Genomic DNA, 14,059 nt, shown 5'->3' with positions numbered 1-14,059 from the left:
GATTAAGCAGCTGCTACGTCAGCGCCTTGAGTCAGAGATTTTGATTTCTCTTCTTTCATCATCGGAGATGCTTCAGTTACAGCGCCGTCTGTTTTCAAAGTCAGGTGGCGAAGAACGGCATCATTGAATTTGAATGCGTGTTCGATTTCTTCCAAAGTTTCTTGGCTGCATTCAATGTTCATCAAAACATAGTGTGCTTTGTGGATTTTTTGAATTGGGTAAGCCAATTGACGACGGCCCCAATCTTCCAAGCGGTGGATAGAACCAGCACCAGTTGTGATCAGTGATTTATAGCGCTCGATCATTGCTGGAACTTGTTCGCTTTGATCTGGGTGCACGATAAATACGATTTCATAATGTCGCATGTGTTGCTCCTTGTGGTTTACAGCCTGCCGTTAGCGACCACGGTCAAGCAAGGGATAAGAGTCCGCGATACTAGCGGTTTTTTATTATTAGATCAAGGTTTTGTAGTCTTAGCGCTCGATTTGATCGATTTTTCCTGAAACGCCCGCCCATTCTTCATGGTCTGGGAGTGGGTCTTTCTTTTGAATGATAATCGGCCACTGTTTTGCAAGGCTGGCATTAAGTTGGATGTAGTCTAGCATCGCTTCAGGCACCTCATCTTCCGCGTAAATGGCTTCGACGGGGCATTCAGCGACGCACAAAGTACAGTCAATGCATTCGTCAGGGTCGATAACTAGAAAATTCGGGCCTTCCCGGAAGCAGTCAACTGGGCAGACGTCGACACAATCTGTGTATTTGCATTTGACGCAAGCGTCGGTCACAACATAGGTCATGGCTTGTCCTTGGGCTGAAAGAAAGTAAAATTAGCTCGATATTCTAGCAGAGCTCGGCCAGATGCTTGGTGCTGTTATAAATTTGATTTGAGGTGTGGCGATTTGCAAAGCAGATATGTGGGGCGTTTTGCGCCTAGTCCAACAGGCTTGCTTCATATGGGATCTTTGATGGCTGCGGTGGCTAGCTTTCTGGAGGCGCAGAGAAGTAATGGCTTGTGGTTGCTAAGGATTGAGGACTTGGATCCCCCGAGAGAGGTTGCTGGGGCATCAGCCTCATTTTTGTCGATTTTGAGTCGATTTGGTTTCGTTTGGGATGGTGATGTCCTTTATCAGAGTCGCCGCTCTGAGCGATATGCGGAAGTTTTGGCTGAGTTATTAAAGAACGGGCAAGTCTATCGCTGTCAGTGTACTCGGAAGGTGCTGCTGGCTGATGGTCTTCGAGGGATTGATGGCTTTAGGTATGTAGGGCGCTGTCGTGATTCGTTTTTGCCGGATAATGGGCAGGTTGCATATCGATTGAAAGTGCCTGACATGGAGATTGATTTTCTTGATGGCATTCAGGGGTTTGTGCGCCAAAATTTGCAGCAAGAGTTGGGGGATTTTGTCTTGCGTAGGGCGGATGGTTTTTGGGCGTATCAGCTAGCGGTGGTGATTGATGATGCTGATAGTGGGGTAACTCATATTGTTCGTGGCGCTGATTTGTTAGACTCAACGCCCAGGCAGCGTTACTTGCAATCTGTCTTGGCATTTTCGCATCCTGAATACATGCACATTCCTGTGATTTCAAATGCGCAAGGCGAGAAATTTAGCAAACAAACGTTGGCGCCCACCTTGCGTGAAGGTGATGAGGTTCAGCAATTGTGGGATGCCTTGTATTTGTTGTGGCAAAATCCACCTGCTGAATTGCGTCGCGCCGATTTGGCTGAATTATGGGCGTGGGCAAAAACCCATTGGCATTCGGGATTGATTCCTCCAAAACGTAGCGTAGCTGTTACGCTTGGGCAGAATTTTGAATATAAATTTCTGTAATGGATTGAAATGTCCGTATTATTGGATTTATTGTTGAATAAATGCGCGAATTAAATGCGTGCTATGACTGCTACTTTCTTTGTTTGAAAGGGATTTTCTGCTTGATAGTCAAGCAGTGTAACCAAAAATCAAATTAGGCAGTGAATATCGGAGATTGCTTGTGCAAAGATCACCTCGATTTAAAGCTTGTGTGTTGGCTGTGGCTCTAACAGCGATGCCACTATTTAGTCAGGCCGCTGGTTTGGGTCGTTTGAATGTAATGTCTGGCTTGGGTCAGCCATTTCGAGGCGAGATCGATCTGGTCTCTGTTCAGCCTAGTGAGTCAGATTCTTTGGTGGTTAGTTTGGCGCCACCAGAGAGTTACAGTAATGCGCAGATTGCATATCCTTCAGCTTCTTTAGGTCTGCGGTTTAATATCGAGAAGCGATCAAACGGGCAGTATTATGTTGTGGTTAATTCCAGCCAGCCTATTACTGAGCCCTTTTTGGATTTATTGGTTGAGTTAAATTGGGCGGCGGGCCGCATACAGCGCGAATACACTGCACTGATTGACCCCGCAGACTACTCGGGTGGTGTCAAAGAGTCTTCTCGTTATGCTTCGACTGTCCTGCCTGGAACCCAAAATAAAGGTGCCATAAAAGGCGTCAAATCTAAAAAAACGAAGGCGTCTGCGGTAGAGGCTAACCAAAATGCGGAATCAACTAAACCTGCGCCGCAAGCTTCGTCAATGGATGGTGGTGGATCAGCTGGATCTTCTAGTCATAAAGTTAAGTCAGGTGAAACTTTAGGTGCTATAGCGCGCCAGGTTCAGCCTGCGGGTGTAAGCCTTGAGCAGGTGTTGGTAGGCTTGTATCGCGCTAATCCTACTGCTTTTGAAGGCAATATGAATCGCCTAAAAAGTGGCAAGATTTTGAAAGTTCCCGAGGCCGCTCAGCTCCAGCAAACCTCTAAGGTTGAGGCTGCAAAAGAGATTCAAGTTCAGTCAGCCGATTGGAATGCATATCGTGGCAAATTGGCTGATTCAGCAGCCAAAGCGCCTGCGAAATCACTATCGGATCAAGGTTCTGGTGGCAAAATTTCGGCTAAGGTTCAGGATCAGGGGGCTACTGCCGCCGATGCAAATAAAGATGTTCTGAAATTATCTAAAGCTGCTGATGCAGCGAAAAAATCAGGTGATACAGCTAAGTTGCAAGCCCTCGAAGAGGAAATATCTACACGTCAAAAAGCACTCGACGAAGCCAATCAGCGTGTTGCAGCCTTGCAAAAGAATTTGTCTGATATGGAGAAGTTGGCGGCATTAAAGGCAGCTAGTTCCGCTTCTATGGCTGCGTCTGCGAGTGCTTCATTGGCGGTTGCTGTCCCCGTAGCTGCTTCTGAGGCATCTACGGCATCTGCTGTTGCGGCATCAGAGCCTGCCAGCGCTGTAGCGGCGACTGCAAAACCTAAGCGCCGGATTCAGGTTGAAGCGCCTGTTGTAGAAGAAACTAGCTTCGTCGATGATCTATTGAGTAATCCACTTACACTGGGTGGTGGTGCGCTGGCTGTCTTGTTGGGAGGTGTTGGTCTTTGGTGGTCCCGTCGCCGTAAAAATCCTGGGGTCTTTGAGGATAGCATTATTACTGGTGGCGATTTAAAGGCGAACACAGTGCTGGGAAGCACTGGTGGCGGAGTTATTAGCACCCAGGCGACAGAAAACTCATTTTTGACTGATTTTAGTCGTCAAGGCTTGGGTACTATTGATACCGATGAAGTAGATCCCATTGCCGAGGCTGAAGTGTATATGGCTTATGGGCGTGATGCGCAGGCTGAAGAAATTCTAAAAGACGCCTTGCATAAAGACCCTACTCGTCATGAAATTCGTATGAAATTGTTGGATATTTACTCTGCTCGCAAAGATGTGACTTCTTATGAAGAGCATGCTTCTGCTTTGTTTGCGGTAACGAATGGGCAGGGTGAATTCTGGCGTGATGCAGCAATCAATGGGCGTGCCATAGATCCAGAAAATCCACTGTACCGCAAAGAGCCTGCCGGTGTTGTTGATACAAGTCTAGTTGCGCCAGTTGCAGTCGCTGCTGCAGCTGCAGTTGCTGCTCCTCAAGTGGTTGCTGCCGCCTTGGATGAGCCAACGGCGCCAGATGTAGAGCAATTGACGAGTAATGAGCTAGATTTTGAATTGGATTTCGATTCCGAAGTTGCTCAAGTTAAATCACCAGCAGAGGATATCGTTGCTGAACCATTTGCAACTAGTGTTGTGCCAGAGCTTGATGTGGCAGCTGTTGATGATGGTTTGGCGTCATCCCTCGATGAGAGTGCTGATGCGAGTTTTGATCTTGATGTGGATCTTCAGCTCCCTGAGGTGGCGCCTAGTGGTGAAGACTCAGGTGCTGCCGATGGTCTAATGTCCTTGGATTTGCCAATTGATCTGGATAGCTCCTTTGGTGAGCCGGCTGTGGTGAATGACTTGGACTTGGGTGATCTTGACCTAGTGGCTACGCCTGAATCGCTGGGTGATGGCCTAAATCTGCCGCAATTAGAAGAGGATGTGCAGCAGTCTTCATCGCTTGAGACTGTAGCGGCTTTGGGTTCTGTTGCGCAGTCGGATGACGACCTCAAGTTGGATTTTGATTTTGACTTGGGTAATTCTATCGAGGCAAGTGATTTTGCTCCAAATGCGGCACCTGAATCAGAGGGTTCATCCTTTGATGTTGATGCTACATTTGGTGATATAAGCCTCGACTTGACGGAGGCGGCTGCAGCTGGTGAGTTGGACTTTGCGGCGGATGATCCTGTTCAGACTAAGATCGACTTGGCAAAAGCATATATCGATATGGGTGACGTGGAAGGTGCGCGCGAAATCTTGCAAGAGGCATTGCAAGAGGGGTCGGACGCTCAGCAACAAACTGCGAAATCACTATTGGCTGAGCTGTAATTTAATTTGTCTTTTAAGTTTCACGCAGTCAATTTTTTGGCGCTCTGGTTGTGGCTACTAAGCAGTTTGCCATGGCTTGAGCGCCATTTGCTTTTTGTTGTTTGGCTGTTGGTGTTTGTGTTGGCTTATTTTTTTGCTCGGCAGCGTTTGCTGAAAAGCCTGCCGAGAATGAAATGGCTATTGCTGGCTGTTTTTATCATTTATTCCTGGACAACACCGGGCTTGTATTTGCTCCCATATTGGTTTTCTCCAACCGAAAACGGCGTTGAATTGGGTCTTGCGCAGGTTTTGCGCTTGTCGATTGTTGCTGCAAGCTTGCAAATCATGCTGACGTTTTTGGATAAGCAAGCTATAGTCTCGGCTTTGTACTATATGCTGCAGCCGTTTAGGCTTTTGGGGTTAAATCCAGAGCGAGCGGCAATGCGTTTGTCTCTAACTATGGATGATGCCGAGTCCTTGCTGGAGCAAAAGCACTCATTTTCGCAGTTGCTACAAGCTTTGATGAGCCCTTTGGTGGCATCTTCTGTGCCCTTGGGGGTTGAGTTGGTGCGTTTGCGGGTGGTGCAGCTGATTGTATTGTTGCTTCAAGTAGTATTAATCTTGCTAACGGCTTGGTTTGGGAAAGAACTGTTTTGGAATTAAAACGCTACGCTCTTGCGGTTGAATATGATGGTCGCCCATTTAAAGGCTGGCAGATACAGCCCAATGCCTTGACAGTGCAGGGCGAAATGGAGCGTGCTGTTTCCCAAATGGCCGGCCACGCTGTGCGCGTGCATGCGGCTGGGCGTACTGATGCGGGCGTGCACGCAACGCGACAGATTGTTCATTTTGATACTGAGGTAAATCGCCCGATTACGGCATGGGTGCGCGGGGTTAATAGTTTTTTGCCGCCGGGTGTGGCGGTGTTGTGGGCGCAAGAAGTGCCGAATGACTTTCATTCGCGTTTTGTTGCAACAGCGCGCCATTATCGTTATTTGTTGCTGCAGCATCCGATTAGACCTAGCTTATTGGCGGGACAGGTAGGTTGGATTCATAACTCGTTGGATCTTGTAAAGATTGAAGCTGCTAGCCGTCATTTATTGGGCGAGCATGATTTTAGTAGTTTTCGCGCCGCAGAGTGTCAGGCCTTATCACCAGTAAAACAGATTTTAAAAATTGAGATCGGATGTCAAGGTGATCTGATTTATTTTGATTTTAGTGCGACGGCCTTTTTGCATCATATGGTGCGTAATATCATGGGTGCTTTATTGCATATTGGCAAAGGTAACGAGTCTCCCGATTGGATGACGTGGCTGATAGCGCAGCAAAATCGCAGTGTTGCGCCGCCAACATTTATGCCTGATGGGCTTTATCTGACCGGCGTAAGTTACCCTGAAAAGTACGCGCTCGCGACCGAGCCGACGCAAAGATTTGGTTTAATTTGAGGTTTTAATGCCAGCTCCAAAAATAAAAGTGTGTGGTTTGCGCGATCGAGCAACTGTGATGCAAACAATAGCCTATGGCGCCGATGCCATAGGTTTTGTTTTTTATCCGCCCAGCCCGCGCAATGTTTCTATCGAAGTTGCTGCGCAATTAACCCGCCAGTTGCCAGCTTTTGTGACTTCGGTGGCTTTGTTTGTGAATGCTGAGCGTGAATTTGTTCGCTCTGTGCTTGATTCTGCCGTTATTGACCTGCTGCAATTTCATGGTGATGAATCGCTGGAAGACTGCACGCAATTTGGCCGTCCTTTTATCAAAGCAATTCGGGTTAAACCTGACATAAATTTGGTAGAATACGCGCAACGCTACCAGCACCCTTTGTGTCGCGGTATTTTAGTTGATGCTTGGGTTGATGGCGTGCCTGGTGGAACGGGCGAAGCTTTTGACTGGCGATTGCTGCCAGCGCAGCTACCTCTGCCGCTGATTTTGTCGGGTGGTTTGCATGCTGAGAATGTCGCTGACGCGGTCCGTTTGGTGAAACCATGGGCTGTTGATGTATCTAGCGGCGTAGAAAGCAGTAAGGGCGTTAAAGATTTACAGCGGGTTCAAGCATTTATTAATGCCGTACATAGTGTGAGATAAAGATGAACGATAAATATCAGCAACCGGATCCTCGTGGGCATTTTGGTCAGCATGGCGGCATTTATGTCGCTGAAACTTTGATTCCTGCTTTGGAAGAACTCAAGCACGAATTTGAGGCTGCCATCAAAGACCCCGCATTTATGGCTGAGTATCGCCACGATCTAAAACATTATGTCGGCCGTCCAAGCCCGATTTACCATGCTGAGCGCTGGTCGAAAGCCATCGGTGGCGCGCAAATTTATCTAAAACGCGAAGACTTAAATCACACTGGCGCACATAAAGTGAATAACACCATCGGCCAAGCCCTATTGGCGCGCCGCATGGGTAAAAAACGCGTGATTGCTGAGACTGGCGCTGGTCAGCATGGTGTAGCATCGGCAACGGTGGCTGCTCGCTATGGCATGGAATGTGTGGTGTACATGGGGGCCGAAGACGTTGCGCGTCAAGCACCAAACGTGTTTCGGATGAAGTTGCTCGGCGCCAAAGTTGTGGCGGTTGAGTCGGGCACTCGCACGCTAAAAGATGCGATGAACGAGGCGATGCGTGATTGGGTAACTAATGTCGACTCAACTTACTACATCATCGGCACAGCAGCTGGTCCTCACCCATACCCACAATTGGTGCGCGATTTCCAAGTTGTGATTGGTGAAGAGTGCAAAGTTCAAATGCAAGAAATGCTCGGTCGCCAGCCGGATGCGGTGATTGCCTGTGTTGGTGGCGGCTCGAACGCGATTGGCATTTTCCATCCATATATCGAAGTACCTGGCGTGCGATTGATTGGCGTTGAAGCGGGTGGTGATGGGGTGGAAACTGGTCGCCATGCTGCGCCGTTAACGTCGAATGCCAAAGCGGGCGTGCTGCACGGTCAGCGCTCTTACTTGATGCACGATGAAAATGGCCAAATTTCCGATACGCACTCGATTTCTGCCGGCTTGGACTATCCTGGCGTTGGTCCAGAGCACAGCTACTTGAAAGATATTGGCCGCGCTGAGTATGTCGCAATTAATGACGATGAAGCGATGCAAGGCTTTCATGACTTGTGCAAATACGAAGGCATTATCCCTGCGCTCGAATCAAGCCACGCCCTCGCGCAAGCGTCAAAAATGGCCGCCACAATGAGCCCAGATCAAGTGCTGCTGGTGAATCTGTCAGGCCGTGGTGATAAAGATATTCCGACGATCGCGAAAAAACTCGGCATTCAACTCTAAATGTGTCCTGGGGGTATTTGCCTCCAGGTCAATCTCAGTATTGCTTTGGTAGATATACCCTATGTCACGTATTGAATTGGTTATGCAAAACCTCAAGGCGCAAAATCGTTCTGCCTTGATTCCTTTTATTACCGCCGGTGATCCAAACCCAGCATGCACGGTATCGCTGATGCATGCCTTGGTTGATGGCGGTGCGGATATTTTAGAATTGGGCGTGCCTTTTTCTGACCCAATGGCTGATGGCCCGGTAATTCAGCGTGCTTCCGAGCGTGCTTTAGCGCATAAAGTATCGTTGCGCGATGTGTTGGCCTTGGTGGCCAAATTCCGTGAAAGCAATACCGCAACGCCAGTGGTGTTGATGGGTTATGCCAATCCTGTCGAGGCGATGGGTTATGAAGCTTTTGCTTCTGCCGCTGTTGCTGCGGGGGTTGATGGTGTTCTCACTGTCGATATGCCACCTGAAGAAGCGGAAGAATCGGTAACGGTGTTTAAGCGTCATGGTTTGGATCCGATTTTCTTGTTGGCGCCAACTACACCCGAATCGCGCGTTAAAGAAGTGGCGCGCTTAGCGAGCGGTTATGTGTATTACGTATCGCTCAAAGGCGTGACTGGTTCGGCTAACCTCGATGTGGCTGATGTAGCAAACAAACTCGAATTTTTGAAACAGTATCTGAATATCCCTATTGGCGTAGGCTTCGGAATTCGTGATGCTGCGTCCGCGCAAAACGTGGCCAAAATTGCCGATGCTGTGGTGATTGGCTCGCGTTTGGTGCAAGAAGTTGAACAAGGTGAACAAGGTTTGGCTGAACGCCTAACCGATTTTCTGTCTGGTGTACGCGCTGCGATGGATAGTGCCCGAGCTTAATGCTTGGCGAAAGAATCAATGCCCAGCGCGTATGGGCAGAGGAGAAATAAATGAGTTGGTTACAAAAATTACTACCCCCAAAAATTAAAAGCCGCAGCAATCCAGGTGCATCTGCTGTGCCGGAAGGCTTGTGGAGTAAGTGCTCGGCGTGTAGCGCGGTGCTGTATCGTTCAGATTTGGAAAATAATCTCGAAGTTTGCCCTAAATGCGGCTTCCATAATGCCGTACCAGCGCGTGCGCGCTTGAATCAATTGCTGGACGTTGAAGGTCGCTACGAAATCGGTTCTGAAGTAAAACCAGTCGACATCCTCAAGTTCAAGGCCAATAAGCGTTACAGCGATCAATTGACCGCTTCTGCCGCTGCAACGGGTGAAGACGATGCCATGGTCGTGATGCAAGGTAGCATTTTGTCGGTGCCGGTGGTGGTGGCAGCATTTGAATATAAATTCATCGGCGGCTCGATGGGTTCGGTCGTTGGCGAGCGCTTTGTGCGTGGCGTTAAAGTGGCGATCGAGAACGATTTGCCATTCATTTGCGTCTCAGCTTCGGGTGGCGCCCGGATGATGGAAGGCCTTAATTCTTTGATGCAAATGGCCAAAACTAATGCGATTTTGACCAAGTTGGCCGATAAAAAACTGCCATTCATCTCCTTACTAACCGACCCAACCATGGGCGGCGTGTCAGCATCGTTTGCCTTTTTGGGTGATGTGGTGATGGCTGAGCCTGGCGCTTTGATTGGCTTTGCTGGTCCACGCGTGATTGAGCAAACGGTACGTGAAACGCTGCCTGAAGGTTTCCAGCGTTCGGAGTTTTTGCTGGAAAAAGGCGCGATCGACATGATCGTTGACCGCCGCGAATTGCGCCAGCGTTTGGCTGACGTGCTGACACTGTTAAATAATCAATCTGCGGTAAATTAATGGCTGATTTTGTAGTAGCTGGTGAGCAAAAAGACTTAGCCCAGTGGCTTAGTTACTTGGAAAACCTGCATCCTATCGCCATCGATATGGGTTTAGGTCGCGTCAAAACAGTGCAAGAACGGATGGCGCTTTTTCCGACTTGTCCCGTGATTACGGTGGCGGGTACCAACGGCAAAGGCTCTGTGTGCGCGATGTTGACGCGAATACTCTCACTGGCTGGCTACAAAGTAGGTACATACACCTCGCCGCATTTACTGCATTACAACGAGCGGATTGCCATTAATGGCAGCCCCGTTGCGGACGATGCAATTGTCGCCAGCTTTGAGGCGATCGAAGCTGTGCGCGGCGATATTTCGCTTAGCTATTTTGAATTTGGCACTTTGGCTGCGGTTCATCAGTTTATGGCGCAGCATGTGGATGTGATGGTGCTCGAAGTGGGGCTCGGTGGCCGCTTAGATGCGGTCAATATATTTGAGCCGACAGCCTCGGCTGTCGTCACGATCGGTATTGATCACCAAGCTTATTTGGGTGATACACGCGAAGCGATTGCGGTTGAAAAAGCAGGCGTCTATCGCGCGGGTAAACCCGCTTTGTGCGCCGACCCACGGCCGCCTCAAACGCTGATTGATACTGCGCAGCAAATTGGCGCAAATCTGCAATTAATAGGCCAGGACTTTGGCTTTGAAATGCAGGCAGAAGGGCAACAGTGGGTGTGGTGGCATAAGGCTGGCGTACGTAAAAACGCCTTGCCGATTCCGGCTTTGCGCGGCAAATATCAAATGGCAAATGCCGCTTTGGCTGTGGGATTGCTTGAAGCGGTGAAAGAGCAGTTGCCAGTTACGCTAGGCGACATTAAACGTGGTTTGCTTGAAGTGGAATGGCCGGCACGTTTCCAGGTATTGCCCGGTAGACCAGTAGTGGTGCTTGATGTGGCGCATAACCCCCATGCAGCTGCAGTATTTCGTGCCTCACTCGATAATATGGGCTTTCATCCGGTGACACATGCCGTATTGGGGATGATGCAGGATAAGGACATTGAAGGCGTCATAAAATTCGTGGCTGACCGCATCGACGTATGGCATTTGGCTGCGCCCAAGTTGCCCCGCGCTGCTAATCCAACCGTTTTGTCTGAAATAGTTTTGGCACAAACACCGCGTGCTAAGGTTTTTCAGTATGATTCGGTCGAAAAAGCCTACGCCGCAGCCTGTGAGGGTGCGAACGAAGCTGATAGAATCTTGGTCTTTGGCTCATTCTTTACCGTGGCTGAAGTAATGCAGGCACGTGGACAATAAAACCTATGGCAAATATTAGCGAAGAGCTAATGCAATTAAGAAAGCGTGCGCGCCGTCGTTTGGTCGGTGCAATAGCCCTTGTTGTATTTGCATTAACTGTATTGTGGACTGCGTTAGATGGTGAGCCACCAAAATCGCTTCTCGAAAATCAGACTGTTGAAATTATCTCTAGCGCACCAGCATTATCGTCTGTCGTCAGTTTAGCTCCTGTAGCGGTGGGTGCTGTAGCCTCTCAAGTAGCAGTAGCCTCGGAGGTAGTGGCGGCACCTGTTGTGGCGCCAGAGCCAGAGGCTTCACGTGTTGCCCCAGTTGCTTTGCCAGGCAAATTGATTACGCATCAAAGTACGGCACCACAGGCTGTTGCTGCAGCCTCTAGTCAAACTGTTGCAGTGGCAAAGTCGGAGCCGTTGCCAGTTGAACAGGTTGTGGCAAACCCAACGGTAAGGCCAACTACTAAGCCTACAAGCAAGCCGGTAGCGACGGCAAAGCCTGTGGTGAAGCCAACTGAAAAGCCGCTGCCAAGCATCAGACCAACTGCCAAGCCTGTTAAAACAAGTGATCCAAAAGCCATCCTCAACGGAAGTTTGGAGCAAACATCAGTTGAAGAGAAGAAGTCGGATAAAATTTATTACATCCAGATTGGCGCCTTTGCAGATCCGAATAAAGCAGCCCAAACACTGAAAAAATTAAAGGATGCAGGTATTCCAGCTCGGAGTGAATTAGTAACTACCGCTAAAGGTGAGCTGACCCGAGTGCGTATTGGCCCGGGCAGTGACGAGGCAAAAGCAAAAGCTTGGTTGCAAAGACTGGACGCGTTGGGAGTGCCAGGTACGCTTGTTGTGAAGGCAGCCCAATGACGCAGTTTGACTACATTGTCTTGACCATTCTAGGTCTGTCAATGTTGCTGTCGGTGATGAGGGGCTTAACGCAAGAAGTACTCGCGCTGTTATCGTGGGTTTTATCATTTTGGGCGGCTACTCATTTTGCTGAAGCCATGGCTAAGTGGTTAGAGTCTAGCTTGCCAATTGATTCTGTTCGTTATATTGCAGCCTTTGTTGTGGTGTTTTTTGTGGTTTGGCTGCTCTCAGCTATTGTACGAGTTACGATCAATCAATTTATAACCGCAACCGGTTTAAAGCCTGTTGATCGGGTATTGGGGGCTGCATTTGGTGCTTTGCGCGGCTTTTTACTGGTTCTGACATTGGTCATGTTGGCCAGCTTAACCAGTTATCCGAAAAGTGATGTTTGGCGCAATGCGATGTTTAGCCCGTTGTTTGAGCAAAGCACTGAAATCGTTAAGCCGTGGCTGCCAGCTGTGTTGGCGTCACGCGTCAAGTTTGAATAATTTTTGCAAGTCTATAGGGTCTGAACCATGTGTGGCATTCTAGGTGTGGTCGCCAAAACGCCGGTTAATCAAATGTTGTACGATGGTCTGTTGGTGCTGCAGCACCGCGGCCAAGATGCAGCCGGTATCGTAACTGCAGAGCAGCAAGTGCTGCATATGCATAAAGGGCAAGGCCTGGTGCGCGATGTATTCCGTACCCGTAATATGCGCTCTTTGATGGGTAATGTGGGTATTGGCCATGTGCGTTATCCAACAGCTGGTTCAGCTTCGAGCTTAGCTGAGGCGCAGCCTTTCTACGTAAATAGCCCGTTCGGTATCGTGCTGGCGCATAACGGCAATTTAACCAACGATAAGCAACTCAAAGAAGATATGTATCGCACTGACCTGCGTCATATCAATACCAATTCAGATTCCGAAGCTTTGTGCAATGTATTTGCCCACGAGTTGTCGCGCCGTGTTAACGGCCCGCAGCTGGATGCGAAGACGGTGTTTGAAGCCATCACTGCGGTGCATGGTCGCGTCAAAGGCGCTTATGCGGTCGTGGCCATTATTGCTGGCTTTGGTATGGTGGCGTTCCGTGATCCACATGGTATTCGCCCATTATCGCTGGGTGAGCATGATACGGCAGAAGGCAAAGAATACACGGTAGCTAGTGAATCCGTGGTGCATGACGTGCTGGGCTTTAAATTCGTGCGTGACATCGCGCCAGGTGAGGCGGTATATATTACGTTTGAAGGCGAGTTTTACAGCCAGCAATGCCATCCAAATCCGACTTTAATTCCCTGTATTTTTGAGCACGTTTACTTTGCGCGCCCTGATACGGTGATTGACGGTATTTCGGTGCACGAAGCGCGTCTAAAAATGGGCGAGCAGTTGGCTGAAAAAGTGCGCAAACAAGTGCCTGCGCTCGATATCGATGTGGTGATTCCTATTCCCGACACCAGCCGTGATTCGGCCTTGCAATTGGCCGATGCGCTAGGCTTGCCGTATCGCGAAGGCTTTATGAAGAATCGCTATATTGGCCGTACCTTCATTATGCCGGGTCAAGCAAGCCGTAAAAAATCAGTGCGCCAAAAACTGAACCCAATCGCGGTTGAGTTCCGTGGCAAAAACGTGATGCTGGTTGATGATTCCATCGTGCGTGGTACGACTTCGAAAGAAATCGTACAGATGGTGCGTGATTCGGGTGCGAAGAAAGTTTACTTGGCTTCCGCTGCGCCGCCAGTCAAATTCCCGCACGTTTATGGCATCGATATGCCAACGCGTAATGAGCTGATCGCAACCGGCCGCGACGCGGAACAAATCGCCGCCGAAATCGGCGCTGATGGTGTGATCTACCAAGACTTGTCGGCCTTGATTCAAGCTTGTTCGGATGCCAGCGGTGGCAAGATCACTCAGTTTGAAACGTCGTGCTTCGATGGTCATTACATCACCGGAGATATTACCGATGCCTATTTGGATGAGTTGGAGGCCAAGCGCTTATCGCCCTTGTCGACCAAGACCAATGCGGCGGGTACGGTGATCGATTTGAATATTGGCGTTGCTGAACAAAATTTGATTTAATCAAGACCACTGTCATTAGGCATTGGCACAACGGAGGCTAAGGCCTCCGTTTT

14 protein-coding genes are annotated in these 14,059 nt (G+C 49.2%); 12 read left to right on the top strand and 2 right to left on the bottom strand.

All coding sequences use genetic code 11. From position 1 onward, the window contains the following. Nucleotides 1-2 precede the first annotated feature (2 nt). Together rpsF and NT239_01470 are read right to left on the bottom strand one after the other, a co-directional pair. Nucleotides 3-365 (bottom strand): 30S ribosomal protein S6, encoded by a 363-nt coding sequence (gene rpsF, locus NT239_01475; GenBank protein ID XGA71536.1) that lies wholly within the window; start codon nucleotides 363-365, stop codon nucleotides 3-5. 108 nt (nucleotides 366-473) lie between these two features. Then, complete coding sequence (locus tag NT239_01470) at nucleotides 474-797, bottom strand: ferredoxin family protein (GenBank protein XGA71535.1); 324 nt, start codon at nucleotides 795-797, stop codon at nucleotides 474-476. A gap of 117 nt (nucleotides 798-914) precedes the next feature. Between NT239_01470 and gluQRS the strand changes: the two genes are divergently transcribed. The 12 genes from gluQRS (at nucleotide 915) to purF (ending at nucleotide 14,006) form a co-directional block, all read left to right on the top strand. Then, nucleotides 915-1,826 carry a tRNA glutamyl-Q(34) synthetase GluQRS gene (gluQRS, locus tag NT239_01465; protein ID XGA72841.1) on the top strand — a complete coding sequence of 304 codons (912 nt, stop codon included), beginning with the start codon at nucleotides 915-917 and terminating at the stop codon, nucleotides 1,824-1,826. Nucleotides 1,827-2,040: 214 nt separating this feature from the next. After that, a complete protein-coding gene (locus NT239_01460) occupies nucleotides 2,041-4,755 on the top strand; it encodes a hypothetical protein (protein XGA71534.1) in 2,715 nt (904 codons plus the stop codon). A gap of 6 nt (nucleotides 4,756-4,761) precedes the next feature. After that, on the top strand, nucleotides 4,762-5,397 hold the full coding sequence (locus NT239_01455) for an energy-coupling factor transporter transmembrane protein EcfT (protein ID XGA71533.1): 636 nt from the start codon (nucleotides 4,762-4,764) through the stop codon (nucleotides 5,395-5,397). Beyond that, nucleotides 5,388-6,179: a tRNA pseudouridine(38-40) synthase TruA gene (gene truA / locus NT239_01450; protein XGA71532.1), complete on the top strand. Its 792-nt coding sequence runs from the start codon at nucleotides 5,388-5,390 to the stop codon at nucleotides 6,177-6,179. Before NT239_01455 ends, truA begins: the two co-directional genes overlap by 10 nt. 7 nt (nucleotides 6,180-6,186) lie before the next feature. Further along, nucleotides 6,187-6,816 (top strand): phosphoribosylanthranilate isomerase, encoded by a 630-nt coding sequence (locus tag NT239_01445; protein XGA71531.1) that lies wholly within the window; start codon nucleotides 6,187-6,189, stop codon nucleotides 6,814-6,816. Nucleotides 6,817-6,818: 2 nt separating this feature from the next. Beyond that, nucleotides 6,819-8,024 (top strand): tryptophan synthase subunit beta, encoded by a 1,206-nt coding sequence (gene trpB / locus NT239_01440; protein ID XGA71530.1) that lies wholly within the window; start codon nucleotides 6,819-6,821, stop codon nucleotides 8,022-8,024. A gap of 61 nt (nucleotides 8,025-8,085) precedes the next feature. Beyond that, entirely contained in the window at nucleotides 8,086-8,889 is an 804-nt protein-coding gene (gene trpA / locus NT239_01435) for a tryptophan synthase subunit alpha (GenBank protein XGA71529.1), read from the top strand. A gap of 50 nt (nucleotides 8,890-8,939) precedes the next feature. Continuing rightward, entirely contained in the window at nucleotides 8,940-9,806 is an 867-nt protein-coding gene (accD, locus tag NT239_01430; protein ID XGA71528.1) for an acetyl-CoA carboxylase, carboxyltransferase subunit beta, read from the top strand. Next, nucleotides 9,806-11,098, top strand: a complete 1,293-nt coding sequence (gene folC, locus NT239_01425) for a bifunctional tetrahydrofolate synthase/dihydrofolate synthase (protein XGA71527.1) — start codon at nucleotides 9,806-9,808, stop codon at nucleotides 11,096-11,098. The genes accD and folC overlap by 1 nt, the downstream gene beginning before the upstream one ends. Nucleotides 11,099-11,103: 5 nt before the next feature. Beyond that, the gene (locus NT239_01420; GenBank protein XGA71526.1) at nucleotides 11,104-11,955 is read left to right on the top strand and encodes an SPOR domain-containing protein; all 852 of its coding nucleotides are present in this window, start codon (nucleotides 11,104-11,106) and stop codon (nucleotides 11,953-11,955) included. Further along, a complete protein-coding gene (locus NT239_01415; GenBank protein XGA71525.1) occupies nucleotides 11,952-12,443 on the top strand; it encodes a CvpA family protein in 492 nt (163 codons plus the stop codon). Before NT239_01420 ends, NT239_01415 begins: the two co-directional genes overlap by 4 nt. Nucleotides 12,444-12,470: 27 nt before the next feature. Beyond that, nucleotides 12,471-14,006: an amidophosphoribosyltransferase gene (gene purF, locus NT239_01410; protein XGA71524.1), complete on the top strand. Its 1,536-nt coding sequence runs from the start codon at nucleotides 12,471-12,473 to the stop codon at nucleotides 14,004-14,006. Nucleotides 14,007-14,059 lie beyond the last annotated feature (53 nt).

This window comes from Chitinibacter sp. SCUT-21 (genome assembly GCA_041874755.1).
Taxonomy (GTDB): domain Bacteria; phylum Pseudomonadota; class Gammaproteobacteria; order Burkholderiales; family Chitinibacteraceae; genus Chitinibacter.
Note: the sequence above shows the minus strand (reverse complement) of the source record. Positions and strands in the feature narration are given on the sequence as shown.

Excerpts from the sequence above, each read along its gene's own strand:
- rpsF (XGA71536.1), bottom strand. The coding sequence starts at position 365 with ATGCGACATTATGAAATCGTATTTATCGTGCACCCAGATCAAAGCGAA.
- NT239_01470 (XGA71535.1), bottom strand. The coding sequence starts at position 797 with ATGACCTATGTTGTGACCGACGCTTGCGTCAAATGCAAATACACAGAT.
- NT239_01460 (XGA71534.1), top strand. The coding sequence starts at position 2,041 with ATGCCACTATTTAGTCAGGCCGCTGGTTTGGGTCGTTTGAATGTAATG.
- NT239_01445 (XGA71531.1), top strand. The coding sequence starts at position 6,187 with ATGCCAGCTCCAAAAATAAAAGTGTGTGGTTTGCGCGATCGAGCAACT.
- trpB (XGA71530.1), top strand. The coding sequence starts at position 6,819 with ATGAACGATAAATATCAGCAACCGGATCCTCGTGGGCATTTTGGTCAG.
- trpA (XGA71529.1), top strand. The coding sequence starts at position 8,086 with ATGTCACGTATTGAATTGGTTATGCAAAACCTCAAGGCGCAAAATCGT.
- accD (XGA71528.1), top strand. The coding sequence starts at position 8,940 with ATGAGTTGGTTACAAAAATTACTACCCCCAAAAATTAAAAGCCGCAGC.
- folC (XGA71527.1), top strand. The coding sequence starts at position 9,806 with ATGGCTGATTTTGTAGTAGCTGGTGAGCAAAAAGACTTAGCCCAGTGG.
- NT239_01420 (XGA71526.1), top strand. The coding sequence starts at position 11,104 with ATGGCAAATATTAGCGAAGAGCTAATGCAATTAAGAAAGCGTGCGCGC.
- NT239_01415 (XGA71525.1), top strand. The coding sequence starts at position 11,952 with ATGACGCAGTTTGACTACATTGTCTTGACCATTCTAGGTCTGTCAATG.
- purF (XGA71524.1), top strand. The coding sequence starts at position 12,471 with ATGTGTGGCATTCTAGGTGTGGTCGCCAAAACGCCGGTTAATCAAATG.